Annotated in this window: 15 protein-coding genes; 14 read left to right on the top strand and 1 reads right to left on the bottom strand. The window is 32.0% G+C overall.

Features of this window, described 5'->3' with window-relative positions; all coding sequences use genetic code 11:
* Positions 1-118 precede the first annotated feature (118 nt).
* From AC1RP1_RS05320 to holA, 8 genes are all read left to right on the top strand, one after another.
* Complete coding sequence (locus AC1RP1_RS05320) at positions 119-1,297, top strand: FtsW/RodA/SpoVE family cell cycle protein (protein ID WP_481761703.1); 1,179 nt, start codon at positions 119-121, stop codon at positions 1,295-1,297.
* Between the two features lie 18 nt (positions 1,298-1,315).
* On the top strand, positions 1,316-1,642 hold the full coding sequence (locus AC1RP1_RS05315) for a YlbG family protein (RefSeq protein ID WP_481761704.1): 327 nt from the start codon (positions 1,316-1,318) through the stop codon (positions 1,640-1,642).
* Positions 1,643-1,647: 5 nt separating this feature from the next.
* Positions 1,648-2,199, top strand: a complete 552-nt coding sequence (rsmD, locus tag AC1RP1_RS05310; protein ID WP_481761705.1) for a 16S rRNA (guanine(966)-N(2))-methyltransferase RsmD — start codon at positions 1,648-1,650, stop codon at positions 2,197-2,199.
* Position 2,200: 1 nt separating this feature from the next.
* On the top strand, positions 2,201-2,698 hold the full coding sequence (gene coaD, locus AC1RP1_RS05305) for a pantetheine-phosphate adenylyltransferase (protein ID WP_481761706.1): 498 nt from the start codon (positions 2,201-2,203) through the stop codon (positions 2,696-2,698).
* Between the two features lie 190 nt (positions 2,699-2,888).
* Positions 2,889-3,494, top strand: a complete 606-nt coding sequence (locus AC1RP1_RS05300; RefSeq protein WP_481761707.1) for a helix-hairpin-helix domain-containing protein — start codon at positions 2,889-2,891, stop codon at positions 3,492-3,494.
* A gap of 59 nt (positions 3,495-3,553) precedes the next feature.
* Positions 3,554-4,033, top strand: coding sequence for a ComE operon protein 2 (locus AC1RP1_RS05295; protein WP_409022402.1), 480 nt, complete (start codon positions 3,554-3,556; stop codon positions 4,031-4,033).
* Positions 4,034-4,284: 251 nt separating this feature from the next.
* Entirely contained in the window at positions 4,285-6,303 is a 2,019-nt protein-coding gene (locus tag AC1RP1_RS05290) for a DNA internalization-related competence protein ComEC/Rec2 (RefSeq protein ID WP_481761708.1), read from the top strand.
* 5 nt (positions 6,304-6,308) lie between these two features.
* Entirely contained in the window at positions 6,309-7,334 is a 1,026-nt protein-coding gene (gene holA / locus AC1RP1_RS05285) for a DNA polymerase III subunit delta (protein WP_481761709.1), read from the top strand.
* A gap of 51 nt (positions 7,335-7,385) precedes the next feature.
* Here the strand turns inward: holA and rpsT are convergent, their stop codons facing one another.
* Positions 7,386-7,640: a 30S ribosomal protein S20 gene (gene rpsT, locus AC1RP1_RS05280; RefSeq protein WP_409022404.1), complete on the bottom strand. Its 255-nt coding sequence runs from the start codon at positions 7,638-7,640 to the stop codon at positions 7,386-7,388.
* Positions 7,641-7,921: 281 nt separating this feature from the next.
* Here rpsT and rpsO point away from each other — a divergent pair, with 281 nt between their 5' ends.
* The 6 genes from rpsO to tuf all read left to right on the top strand — a co-directional run bounded on the left by rpsO (position 7,922) and on the right by tuf (position 14,511).
* Entirely contained in the window at positions 7,922-8,191 is a 270-nt protein-coding gene (rpsO, locus tag AC1RP1_RS05275; RefSeq protein ID WP_409022405.1) for a 30S ribosomal protein S15, read from the top strand.
* Positions 8,192-8,338: 147 nt separating this feature from the next.
* Entirely contained in the window at positions 8,339-9,388 is a 1,050-nt protein-coding gene (locus AC1RP1_RS05270) for an aspartate-semialdehyde dehydrogenase (protein WP_481761710.1), read from the top strand.
* A gap of 23 nt (positions 9,389-9,411) precedes the next feature.
* Positions 9,412-10,281, top strand: coding sequence for a 4-hydroxy-tetrahydrodipicolinate synthase (gene dapA, locus AC1RP1_RS05265; protein WP_481761711.1), 870 nt, complete (start codon positions 9,412-9,414; stop codon positions 10,279-10,281).
* Between the two features lie 20 nt (positions 10,282-10,301).
* A complete protein-coding gene (locus AC1RP1_RS05260) occupies positions 10,302-12,029 on the top strand; it encodes a ribonuclease J (RefSeq protein ID WP_409022408.1) in 1,728 nt (575 codons plus the stop codon).
* Positions 12,030-12,087: 58 nt separating this feature from the next.
* Positions 12,088-13,008 (top strand): hypothetical protein, encoded by a 921-nt coding sequence (locus AC1RP1_RS05255; protein ID WP_481761712.1) that lies wholly within the window; start codon positions 12,088-12,090, stop codon positions 13,006-13,008.
* Positions 13,009-13,323: 315 nt separating this feature from the next.
* Positions 13,324-14,511, top strand: coding sequence for an elongation factor Tu (gene tuf / locus AC1RP1_RS05250; RefSeq protein ID WP_409022410.1), 1,188 nt, complete (start codon positions 13,324-13,326; stop codon positions 14,509-14,511).
* Positions 14,512-14,580 lie beyond the last annotated feature (69 nt).

Genomic DNA, 14,580 nt, shown 5'->3' with positions numbered 1-14,580 from the left:
GGAGTGTGCTCTGTTTGAAGAAAAAACTGAAAAGAAGCAGATAAAGAATCTTGAAGTAACTTCGAATAGACACTTTAGTACTAAATTTGAAAAAATGAAGAAATAAGTTGGATTAAAAATGCAAATTTTAAAAAGAATAACACAAAAATTACAATATCTTGATTATTTTATTTTTATACCGTATATCATATTATCCGGAATTGGTGTGGTCATGGTTTATTCTGCTAGTTCATATAAGGTTCAAATGGCGGGTGGCGATCCAACGACATATTTAAAAAAACAATTGCTTTTTGCCATTTTAGGATTGCTAGTTGCTTTCCTTATATATTCAATGAAGGTTAATTTTTTTAAAAGTTCTGGATTTATAATATTATTTGGTGCAGTGTCCATTCTGCTACTTTTATACGTAGTACTTAGCGGTAAAACAGTTAATGGTGCAGCAGGATGGATTAACTTTGGCTCTTTTAACATTCAGCCCGCAGAAATCAGCAAGATTTTTTTAGTCTTGTTTATGGCGCAACAAGTTGCATTCCGTGAAAATAAAGAATTAAGTTATGAGGGTAGAAATAAACGTCGTTTTATCTATGCGATTGCAGTAGCCTTACCACTCATTTTAATTTTGGTTGAACCAGATGTGGGTGGGTTTATTATTAATTTTAGTGCAGTATTAATCATTATTTTGGCTAGTGGGTATTCAATTGGAATAACTTCTTTAATTTCTGTTGGTGGCATGGGTACTTTAATGATATTATTATCAAAATTAAAATCTGTTTCTCCAGATTCTGGTGGTCCATTAGCATATATGGCTAAAAGATTTAGTGGATTCAATGATCCGTTTAAATATCAGCAATCAACTGGACAACAGCTGGTAAATTCATATTATGCATTAAGTAATGGTGGTATTTTTGGTGCAGGACTAGGAAATAGCATCCAAAAACGAGGCTATCTACCAGAACCGTATACTGATTTTATATTAGCAATTACAGGTGAAGAACTTGGATTATTGATGGTATTTTTTATTTTAATATTACTTTTCAGTATGATTGGACGAATTATCTTTATTGGTTCTAAAAGTAAAGAAACTTTCCATTCACTTTGTTGTTATGGAATTGCGACGTTTATGACAGTGCAGACTGTATTTAATGTTGGTGGTATATCAGGTGTTTTACCAATAACAGGTGTAACATTTCCATTTCTTAGTTATGGCGGATCAAGTATGCTTATCTTGAGTTTCTGTGTAGGCTTAGTTTTAAATATATCAGCTTTAAGAAAAAAGGAATTACTAAATAATAAATAAAAAGGGGGTCATAATCAAATGCTTGACGAAGAAAATGGGACTAAGTTAGTTATACAAAAAAGACAAGGTGTCATTGTGTTTTTATACCATATGAAGCAAATTAAGCAGTTGAAACGATTCGGTATTATTCAATATATTTCAAAAAAAATGAAATATGTTGTCATTTATATGAATCAAGAAGACCTACCCGAGACGATTAAGAAAATTCAAAATTTAAAATTTGTTAAAAAGACAGAAGTATCGCATCGCCCTGATATTGATATGGACTTTGGGTCTCGAATGGGTGAAAAAGCATTTAAATTAACAGATGAAGATCAAGAAAAATTTAAAAATAAAAGTGAGTAAAGTATATGAGAATAATTTCAGGTGAATATGGCGGAAGAAAATTAAAAGCAGTTCCGGGTATGGCAACAAGACCTACAACGGATAAAGTTAAGGAATCAGTGTTTAATATTATTGGTCCTTATTTTGATGGCGGTAAATCGTTAGATTTATTTGCAGGTAGCGGAGGGTTAAGTATCGAAGCTGTTTCTAGAGGAATCTCGCATGCTTTTCTAATTGATAGACAGTATCAAGCAATTAAAACAATTAATGATAATATTGCTATCACAAAGGAAGAAGATAAGTTTACGGTCTATAAGCAAGATGCCGATAAAGCAATTGGACTATTAAAAGGTAAAGAAACATTTGATCTTGTTTTTTTAGACCCACCTTATAAGACCCAAGAAATAATTGATACGATAAAAAAAATAGATAGCAGCGAGTTGTTAAATAATCAAGCTTTAATTATTTGTGAAACAGATCAATATGCTAACTTACCTGATGATATTTCTGGATTCAGGCTATTTAGGAGACAAAATTATGGAATTACACAGGTAACGATTTATCAAAAGGAGAACTAAAATGAATGCAGTTTTTCCGGGAAGTTTCGATCCATTAACTAATGGACACTTAGATATTATTGTTCGATCAAGCCAAATTTTTGATAAAGTTATTGTCGCAGTTATGACTAATACTAAAAAGAAGTCATTGTTTACAGCTGATGAAAAGGTAGATTTGATTAGTGAAGCTACCTTTTCATTAGCAAATGTAGAAGTAGTTAGTGTTGAATCAGATTTAACGATTAACTTAATGCACCAATTAGATGCTAAAATAATTATTCGTAGTGTTAGAAATAATAGGGATTTTGAATATGAAAAAGATATTGCATTGATGAACAAAGAGTTAGATGAAACAGTGGAAACTGTATTGATGCTTGCTAATCCTAAATACGCACATATTTCCTCAAGTTTAATGAAAGAAATATTTAAATTTGATGGAGATATTTCAAATATGGTACCTAATCATATAAAAGTAGCTATGATTAAAAAATGTCATGAAGTAATTAGTAAGGAAGATTAACTTAAATAAAATGAATCATCATTAAAATACGTGATAATGATTTAAGGAAAAAAACGAATTTCATTTTAAATGAAATTCGTTTTTTTGCGTATTTAAATATAAGAGGGAGGTGGATAAGATGGATCAAATAAAAAAAATTTGAATTGAATATCGAAAAATTATCATTATTTGTGTGGTATCTGTAATAGCATTGACCATTTTTTCAATAGTTACACAACATAAAAGTAGCAAAACAGATGATATGTTAGTTAATAGTATTACTAGTACGTCGTCTAGCTCGGAAAAAAATATATCAAGCCATTTAGAAACCTCAAATGGTGGGAAAATCGTTGTGGATATCAAAGGAAATATAAAAAAACCAGGTATATACACAATGAAAACAGGAATGAGAATTAGTCAGGTAATCGATTTAGCTGAGGGATTTTTATCTAACGCTGATCAGAAACAGATTAATTTAGCTCAAAAAGTAACAGATGAGATGGTTATATATGTTCCGGCAAAAGGGGAAGTAAAAGAAAATAAAGTAGCAGCTACTACTGCCCAAGGATCTTCTGTTATGGATGCAGGGTCTACTACAGGAACTCAGGATAAATCGAATGATGAATCAACGGTTAATTTAAACACCGCAACGAAAGAACAACTGCAAGGGTTGACTGGAATTGGACCAAAAAAAGCAGAACAAATTTTACAATATAGAGAAGAACATCAATCGTTTAAAACTACGGATGAATTAAAAGAAGTTGGCGGCATCGGTGATAAAACATATGAAAGTCTAAAGGACTCATTAGCGGTCTAACTTTTTTTAAAGATTTATTTTTGATATACTATAAAAAAATGAAAGAAGGAAATACCTAAATGCCTGATAATAGAATTCCTTGGGATCAATATTTTATGACGCAAGCTGCATTACTATCATTAAGAAGTACATGTGAAAGATTATCTGTTGGTGCGATACTTGTTAGAGATAAACGGATTATTGCAGGCGGATATAACGGCGCTGTTTCAGGGGATGTACATTGTATAGATGAAGGTTGCTACCTTGTAGACGGACATTGTGTACGAACGATTCATGCAGAAATGAATGCAGTTTTACAGTGTGCAAAGTTTGGCTCAGCGACAGATAATTCAGAAATTTATGTGACAGATTTTCCTTGTTTACAGTGTACAAAAATGCTACTTCAATCCGGCGTGAAAAAAATATATTATTTACGTAATTATCATAATGATGATTATGCCATATCACTATTAGAAAGAAATAATGTTATTTTTGAGCAAGTAAAAGTTGATAAAAATTATATTGAAGAAATTGTTCTGAATAAAATATTTTCAGAATAAAATCAGTTGAAGCAGTTGATCTATTTTTTGCGACGTTAGTTATTGGAATAACAAGTTTATATGTTGTAAATTACAATCCTATTTGGATTATTTTCGCTATCGTTATTTTTATACGAATTATTACGTTAAAACGTTCGATAACTTTTTATATTTGTTGTGTCTGTATTTTAATTTTTGGTATTTATTTTTACAGTAATGCGAAGGAAAGCCAGAAGCAAGTTGTAGTTGAAAAAGAGGTACAAAATGTTAATGTGAAAATTTACCCTGATGATTATTCAATCAATGGTGATTTGGTTAGTTTTGATGGACAAATAATTTCTAATTCACAAAAAATTCGAGGATTTTATAACTGTAAGTCACAAAATGAACTCAATAAGATTAAACATAATAAACACACTAAAATTATAAACGTTGATGCTAAGCTACAAAAAATTAAATCAGCGACAAATGAAAACGAGTTTGATTATCAAAGTTTTATGCGAACTAAATCAATTTACAATAGTATGACTATTATAAAAGTTAATAATAGTGAAAAAAATGTCATGAATTTATCGCTTGAATCCGTGATAAGTAAGTTACATGAATTACGAGCAGAATTAAAAAGTTATTTTAATTCTTTATCCAATCCGTTAGATAAATTTTTGAATGCTTTGGTAATTGGTGATAAGACTCAGGAATTCAATCAGGATTTAGCCTCTATAAGACAATTAGGATTAATTCATTTATTCTGTTTATCGGGTTTACATGTATATTATTTTGTGATGTTAATAAGAACGTTAGGAAATAGACTATTAATCCCACGTGAGACAGTAGCCAAAGGATTACTTTTTTTACTTCCATGCTATTTAGTTATTGCAGGGGAATCTAGTAGTTTACGACGTGCAATTTTTATGTGTATGGTTCAACTTATTTGTGAACTAATTGATAAACCTGTCCAAGGGATTACGGTTTGGTGTTTCGCTTTGTTAATAGGATTGGTGATTGAACCACAAGTACTGTTCACATTTGGCGGTCAGTTGAGCTATCTAATGTCATTACTACTAATCTTTATGGAGAATAAAGGTACTTTTGAATCAGGTATTTGGCTAAACTTATTTAGTTTGCCATTTATTTTTTTCAACGTTTATCAGTGGAATGTTCTATCAATTGTACTTAGTATTTTTATTATTCCTATTTTTGAATTCTTAATCCTACCAATTGTAATTTTTGGAGGAATGGTTGGGATTCATTTTAAGGTTGTTATGGATGGGATAAATACTGTATTAAAAACGTTTATTTATTTTTTTGATGAACTAGCACGTTTACCATTAACGATAACGTTTGGTAAACCCAGTTTAAATATGTGCATGCTATTTTTCATGTGCACCTTAACATGTTTTTTACATCCTTCGTGTATTAAAAGATGGGCAATATTAGTTAGTTTCTATGTTATGGTATTTCTATGGATCCATTTTCCAATTCGGCAAGAAGTCGTTTTTTTTGACATTGGTCAAGGGGATTCAACATTGATAAGAAAGCCGTTTAATAGGCAAATTACATTAGTAGATACAGGCGGTAAAGTTCATTTTAAGATGGATAGCTGGCGAACTAGAAAGGAGTATCAAACTTCTGGTGAAAAAATTATTACTAATTATTTATTAAGCAAAGGAATCAGTCATATAGACTATTTATATTTGACGCATCAAGATGCAGATCATATAGGTAATTTTCCGTCTATATTAACCAAAATAGACGTCGATAGAATGATTGTTCCATCTGGAATGGAACAACTGCCACAATTCATTAAAAAAATAGAATCTACTCGACCGCCTAAAATGGTGATACCTATGACAGATAATAGTAAAAAACAGGATGCTGAATTGATGATTCTACATCCTTTTAATCAAGGTATAGGAAAAAACGAAGATTCTCTTGTTTTATTTGGAACAATCGGGAAATATAGCTATCTTATTACTGGCGATTTGGACCGAGCTGGTGAAAAAAAGGTTATTCAAAAATATCCCAATTTACAAATATCAATTCTTAAAACAGGTCATCATGGCAGTAAAACTGCGACTGATCCAATATTTATTGATCAAATAAAACCGAAGTTAGCGGTGATTTCTGCTGGTAAGAATAATAGATATGGCCACCCACATCAAGAAACATTAGATACTTTGAAAAAATATCGAATACCGTTTGTTAGTACAGCAGAGCATGGTATGATAAGAATCAGCAAGTTTCAAAATTATAAAGAAAAATTAGAAGTTTTTAACAATGAAAAGAGCTGATAAATATGAATTCACAGGCAATAATTTCAACGTTATCTCTTGAAAATGTGAAGCCAGTAAATCTTGTCTTAGGTAATGAGACTTATTTAATGGAAGATGTAAAAAAAGCATTTACTGAGTTGATACCTGAAGAAGAGAGAACGATGAATTTAGGTAAATATGATATGGAGGAGGTTCCGTTGGCTAAAGCATTAGATGATGCGATGTCTGTTCCTTTTTTTGGTGATAAGCGCTTAATTTTTATTCAAAATCCTTTTTTTCTAACGTCAGACACTAAAAAAAGAAAAATTGAACACGATATTGATGGTCTTTTATCTTATTTAGCTCATCCGGAACCAACAAGTATTGTAGTTATATTTGCGCCTTATAAAGAATTAGATGGTCGTAAAAAGATTAGTAAGATGCTTAAAAAATTTAGTCTAGTTATTGATAATCAACCGTTAAATGAGCGTGCAACGCGACAGTTTATAGCCCAAGAGATGGCTAACAAATCATTTGAAATAGATGAAAACGCTTTGGAATTATTTCTAGAAAGAACCAATACAGAATTATCAACAATCATGAATGAATTGCCAAAGTTATTTTTGTATAATTTTGAAACCCACCGAATTACATTATCATCTGTTGAAAATTTAGTTTCTAAAACTTTAGAACAAAATATATTTGATTTAGTAGATGTTGTTATTTCAAATAATATTGAAAAATCAGTAACGTTGTATCATGATTTAATTTTACAAAATGAAGAGCCAATTAAGATAAATGCAATATTATTGGGACAATTTAGATTATTATTACAAGTGAAAATTTTGCAAGATAAAGGTTACTCACAAGGAGATTTAGCTAGTGTTTTAAAAGTGCATCCTTATCGAATTAAGTTGGCACTTCAAAAGATAAAGAAATTTAATAGAAGTGATTTGAGGAAAATTTATTTAGCGTTAATTGATTTAGAAAAAGCAATGAAGACGACACAACAAGATCAAGAAGGATTATTCTCATTATTTATGCTTCAAATTAATCGTATAGATGTATAAAATAAAAAATACCCAGTAGATTATTAATCTACTGGGTATTTTTCTGAAAACTTATTTAGCGTAACGAGCAGCCATACGAGACTTATCACGAGCAGCTTTGTTTTCTTTGATCAAACCTTTAGAATGTGCTTTGTCGATTGCAGTAATAGCAGCTTTGTATAAAGCATCTACATTATCGGCACCAGCAGTCTTAGCTTGTTCAAACTTCTTTACAGCAGTACGCATTGTGCTTAATTGAGCAGCATTTTTAACGTTTGCTTTTTCATTCGTTTTTACACGTTTAATTGCAGATTGAATAATTGGCATTTAAGTCACCTCCACTTATCATGATCACCTTATTGGTTCTCAACAAATATTTCAACAACCATTATTATACCTAACCAAATTAGTTAATGCAATGAAAACTTGTAAAGGATTTTTACTTGATAGTAATAATTAGATAAGAGAAGTTATAAAAAACTTGCAATATACTCTAAATTTTAGTAAGGTTAGATTTGTTCCAAGTAACCTTTAACTTAGTTTGTTGACGTCTCACCGACGACTTACTCGGTTTTAGGCATTTAGATTCAGAAAGGTGGGAAACACTAATGGCAATTACAAATGAAAAGAAAACAGAAATTATGAACGAATATGCTCGTCAAGAAGGCGATACAGGTTCTGCTGAAGTACAAATCGCTGTACTTACTGCAGATATCGTTGAATTGAATGCACATATCGGCGTTCATAAAAAAGATTTCGCTTCACAACGTGGTTTGATGAAGAAAATCGGACATCGTCGTAACCTTTTAGCATATTTACGTAACAAAGATATTCAACGTTACCGTGAATTGATCCAACGCTTAGGTCTTCGTCGTTAAAACTAAAAGCAAAACTCTTAATAAGAGTTTTGCTTTTTTTATTTTTAAAATTTAAGATATGTCTACTATAAGTGAGTTAAATGTAAAACGTTCATAAATTTTATGGTATAATTGAGATTCAAATAAAGAAAAAGAAGGTTTTTTTCAATGGACGGATATAGAGTTGCGGTTGTCGGTGCTACAGGCGCTGTTGGAACACGAATGATTCAAATGCTAGAAGAAACAAGTTTACCCATCAATAGTATTAAATATTTGGCATCTAAACGTTCTGCAGGACAAGTATTAAAATTTAAAGGTCAGGATGTTATCGTAGAAGAAACAACATCTGATTCTTTTGAGAATGTTGATTTGGCTCTATTTTCTGCTGGCGGTAGTGTATCTAAAAAGTTTGCACCTGAAGCAATTAAACGTGGTGCAGTTGTTGTAGACAACACTAGTGCGTTTAGAATGGATCCTGATGTCCCACTAGTAGTTCCTGAAGTTAATGAACAGGCACTTTATGAACACAAAGGACTAATTGCTAACCCAAATTGTTCAACTATCCAAATGGTAGTTGCACTAGAACCAATTCGTAAAAATTACGGTTTAAAGAAGGTTGTTGTTACAACAATGCAAGCTGTTAGTGGTGCTGGAAACTTAGCTATTCAAGAATTAAAAGATGAAACACAAGCTTATCTTGATGGCGAAGAGATGGAAGCAAAGATTTTACCAGCTTCTGGTGATAAAAAGCATTATCCAATTGCATTTAATCCACTACCACAAATTGATGTTTTTGAAGACACAGGTTATACACATGAAGAATGGAAAATGATTCATGAAACGAAGAAAATAATGTCTAATCAAGATATTCAAGTTACTGCAACATGTGTACGTGTACCAGTTGTTGTTAGCCATTCGGAATCTGTTTGGTTTGAAGTTGAAAGTCATGATGCTTCTGTTAAACAAATTCAAAATATTCTTGCAGATGCACCCGGTGTGGTTTTACAAGATAATCCGGAACAACAGATATATCCACAAGCAATTAATGCCACTGGTAAGAAAGATACATTTGTTGGTCGTGTTAGAGCTGATTTAGAACAGGATAATGCCTTCCAATTATGGGTCGTTTCGGATAATTTGTTAAAAGGTGCTGCATGGAATTCAGTTCAAATTGCTGAAAAATTGCATGAATTAGATTTATTAAGAGTTCCAAAGTAAAAAGAAAGGAGTGAATTAAGCGAATGTTTGAAAATGTAGATATAATGACAGCTATGGTCACACCATTTAATGATCAGAATCAAGTGGATGAAGATCGCTTAATTAAATTAATTGAACATTTAATTTTAACAGGTTCAAAAGGTATCCTGGTTAATGGTACTACGGGCGAATCGCCTACGTTGAATCATTCTGAAAAATTAAATTTGATTAAAAAAACAGTGGCAATAGTTAATGGTAGAGTTCCAATTATGGCTGGTACAGGATCAAATAATACTATGGAGACAATTGATTTTACCAATGAGGTAGCCGCTATTACTGGTGTGGACGCAGCTTTAGTTGTTGTGCCATACTATAATAAGCCTAATCAAAAAGGTATGATTGCTCATTTTGAAGCAGTTGCAAATGCTTCGAAATTGCCTATTTTCATTTATAATATTCCGGGTCGTACAGGCGTAACTATGACTGTTGAAACAATTGTTAAGTTATCTAATAATAATCATATTATTGGTATTAAAGATTGTACAGGTAGTGAAAATTTAAGTCGTATTGTTGAACAAACGCCAGATGATTTCTTGGTGTATACTGGTGAAGATACGGATAGTTTGACTGCAAAAATCTTAGGAGCAAGTGGTGTTATTTCTGTTGCAAGCCATATATTTGGTATTGAAATGACTAAAATGTATCAAGCTGTACAAGATGGAAATATTAAGCTTGCAGGAGATATTCAAAGAGAGTTGACGCCAAAAATGGCTGCACTTTTTTCTCTTCCATCTCCTGGACCAGCTAAAGCAGCTTTAAATTACAAGGGTATCTTAGTAGGTGGGTGTCGTTTACCAATAGAGGCATTAACTGACAATGAAATAAATCAACTAGTGAAAATACTAAAAATATAAAATATGTAAGAGGTGAAGTAATGAGTAAAGTTAAAATAATTCCACTTGGTGGCGTTCGAGAAAATGGTAAAAATATGTATGTCGTTGAAGTGGATGATGATCTATTTATTTTTGATTCTGGATTAATGTATCCAGAAAATGGCTTATTAGGGATTGATATTGTAATTCCTGATTTTAGTTATTTGAGAGAAAATAAAGAACGAATTGTAGGTGTTTTCTTAACACATGGGCATGCAGATGCAATTGGTGCATTACCATACTTTGTGAGTGAATTTGATGTGCCTGTTTTTGGATCAGAATTAACAATTGCATTAGCAAAAATTAATATTGAAAATGATCCTAAGGCAAGTAAATTTTCTGATTTTCACGTTGTTAATGATCAGACTGAGATTGATTTTGGTAAAACGACAATTTCATTCTTTAAAACGACCCATTCAATTCCTGAATCATTAGGAATCGTTTTAGGTACTGATGAAGGGCAGATTGTTTATACAGGTGATTTTAAGTTCGATCAAGCTGCGGCACCAGTTTACCAAACAGATTTTGGACGTTTAGCTGAGATTGGTAAGAATGGTGTTTTAGCGTTATTAAGTGATTCAGCTAATGCTGAGAACCCATTCCCAACAGTCAATGAAAGTGCAATTGACGAATACATTAATGAAACATTTGAATATCAAAAAGGTCGTATTATTGTTGCCTGTGTGGCATCAAATATATTACGAGTACAACAGATACTAAATGCTGCAAAGGAAAGTCATCGAAAGGTTATATTAACAGGACACGATGTTGAAAAAATCGTTAAAACAGCTATGGATTTGAAGAAATTAGTTCTTCCTGATGAAAATTTAATTGTTCCAATGAGTGATATTAGCAAATATGACGATGATCAACTAATTATATTGGAAACAGGTAAAATGGGTGAACCTTTAAAATCATTACAGCGAATGGCTTTAAATCAACATTCAACTGTTAATATTCATGAAGGAGATCTTGTTTTCATTACGACAACAACGTCAAAAGCTATGGAAACTAATGTGGCAAAGACAAGAGATCTCATTTACCGAGCAGGAGCTGATGTGAAAGCAATTTCTGATGAATTAAATTCTTCAGGTCATGCTGGTCAAAATGATTTACAACTAATGATCAATTTAATGAAACCAAAATACCTGGTTCCAATTCAAGGTGAATATCGATTACTTGCGGCACATGCTGATTTAGCACATACATTAGGAATGCCATATGATCATATCTTTATTACTGGTAAGGGTGATGTTTTAAGTTATTCTGAAGGAAAAATGAATTTAGGATCGCAAGTTGAAGCAGGAAATACCATGATTGATGGTATTGGTGTTGGTGATATTGGAAATATTGTACTGAGAGATCGTAAAATACTTTCTGAAGATGGTATTTTTATTGCAGTCGTCACAATTGATCGTAAAAAGAAAAAAATCATAAACAAGCCTAAAATTACATCAAGAGGATTTGTTTATACAAAAACGAGCCTTGATTTAATTGAAAAGAGTGCTGAAATTGTGTCAGAAACAGTACAAGATAATTTGAACAATAAAGAATTTGATTGGGGACATTTAAAACAAGATGTTCGTGAAAAAATGAGTCATTTCCTATATGAACAAACAAAACGACGTCCAGTTATTTTACCTGTTATTATGGAAATTAATCAGTATCATAGAAAATCAACAAAGTCTAAAGAAGTTAAACCGGCGGAAACAAAAAATAACGAAAAATAATCAAAAAGGGATAACACAAATGTTGTTATCCCTTTTTTTAGAATAAATAGAGGATATTATGGCAGAAATTATTCCGTTTCCCGACCAAGAGAAACAAAATTATCAGTTAGCAAAAAAGGCTGTAAGTGACAAAAATTATCAACTAGCATCACAATTATTCACAAAAAATTATGATGGTCATCGTAGTTTTAAAAATAATAAATTATTGGTTAATTCTCTAGTTTTGGATGCTCAATTTCAAGAAGCGTTAATTATCGCTGACGAATTTTATAGCGATTACTTAAAACGTGGGGATCAATTTGCAGTTTATTTAAATATACTGTTAAAAAACAATAAATTTATTCGAGCTTGGCAATTGGTTAAAGAGCAACCTTTTGCCACATCACTAGTTTTGGATGCTGAAAATGAATGCCGTGAAAAATTCGATAAACAACTTAGACAAAATGAACGTCAATTTGCACACTTAGGTTCAGTGGACTTTTTTGGACAGCAACAAATTGTTCAAAGTGGACTGGTACTACCTAAAAATGAATTCTTAGATGCTTGTCAAAAAATATTTATGGATAAAGACGTACATCCAATTATAAAATCAAGTCTATTGCAAGAGGTACAAAAGATACCTAATAATATTGAAATAATAAACTATTTATGGGTTGATGGAACTCAGAAAAAAATTGACGTAAAAAAATTAGTTGCAAATGAAAATGAACCTGTATTACTGACAATTAATCAATTAACAAAAAATGATGAGGGAACTATTGATGTACAAATGAATAATTCTTTAAATCATATGTTAAATTTAAAATTGGGGATGATTTATCCTTTTGCAAGTGATTTTTTGGGTATTGAGAAAGAATGGATTGAATTAGTAAAAAGTGAGTTAGGTATGGAATCCACTTTTAAAAGGACTGAAAATTTAACGTATATGGTTGAATTAAATGCATTACTTTCGAAAGAATTAACTGAAATTATGAATTAATGATTAGGTAAAGCTAGCCGTTTACAGTAATCTATGATATTCTAATAAAGAATCCAAAATTTCACTTAGATTTAGTTGTATGAGCGTAGATTTAACCAGGTTATTTTAAGACGAGATAAAAAGTTTCAGTATTCTTTAAATAGGTATTTACAAAACTCTAAACAGTCTATATAATATTTTAAGGATTCTTCTTTATTTGATGATAATGTATTTTGTTATTAAATAAAGAAGTAGTATAATAAAAACAAAGAATCATCAGGGTTAGATTTTCTAAAACTGTTTTATTCTTACAAAAACACTAGGAGGCTCTTATTCATGGCAAAAGAACATTACGAACGAACAAAACCCCATGTTAATATTGGTACTATTGGACATGTCGATCATGGGAAGACAACTTTAACAGCTGCAATTAGTAAAGTATTATCAGACAACGGTTTCGGTGAAGCAGCAGATTTCGCTTCAATCGATGCTGCACCTGAAGAACGTGAACGTGGTATTACTATCAATACTGCCCATGTTGAATACGAAACAGCTGCACGTCATTACGCACATATCGATGCTCCAGGACATGCTGATTACGTTAAAAACATGATCACTGGTGCTGCACAAATGGATGGTGCTATCTTAGTTGTAGCCGCAACTGATGGCCCTATGCCTCAAACACGTGAACATATCTTACTTGCTCGCCAAGTTGGTGTTGATTACCTTATCGTGTTCTTAAACAAAACTGATTTGGTTGATGATGAAGAATTATTAGACCTTGTAGAAATGGAAGTTCGTGAATTATTAAGCGAATATGATTTCCCAGGCGATGATATTCCTGTTATCCGTGGTTCAGCTCTTAAAGCCCTTGAAGGCGATCCAGAAGCTGTAAAACAAGTTGAATTATTAATGGATACTGTTGATTCATACATCCCAACACCAGTTCGTCCTACAGACCAACCATTCTTAATGCCAGTTGAAGATGTATTTACAATTACTGGTCGTGGAACTGTTGCTTCAGGTCGTATCGATCGTGGTACAGTTAAAGTCGGAGACGATATTGAAATTGTTGGTTTACATGAAGATGTTCTTAAAACAACAGTTACAGGTATCGAAATGTTCCGTAAAACACTTGACGAAGGTGAAGCCGGCGATAACGTTGGTGCTTTACTCCGTGGTGTTGATCGCGAACAAATCGAACGTGGACAAGTTCTTGCACAACCTGGTTCAATCAAAACTCACAAATTATTCAAAGGCGAAGTTTATATCCTTTCTAAGGAAGAAGGTGGACGTCATACTCCATTCTTCTCAAACTACCGTCCTCAATTCTTCTTCCATACAACTGATGTTACTGGTGTTATTGAATTACCAGAAGGTGTAGAAATGGTTATGCCTGGTGATAACGTTACATTTACAGTATCATTAATCGCCCCAGTTGCTATTGAAAAAGGTCTTAAATTTACTGTTCGTGAAGGTGGCCGTACTGTTGGTGCCGGAGTCGTTTCAGAAATTGATGATTAATTTTTAATTAATTAAAAAAAGAAATTCGGAAAGCTTTTGCTTTTCGAATTTTTTTTTATAACCATTTAC

The organism is Dellaglioa sp. CoH-56-MRSF-13 (assembly GCF_056782095.1).
The sequence above is the reverse complement of the archived record's forward strand: the minus strand, read 5'-3'. Positions and strand labels throughout refer to the sequence as shown.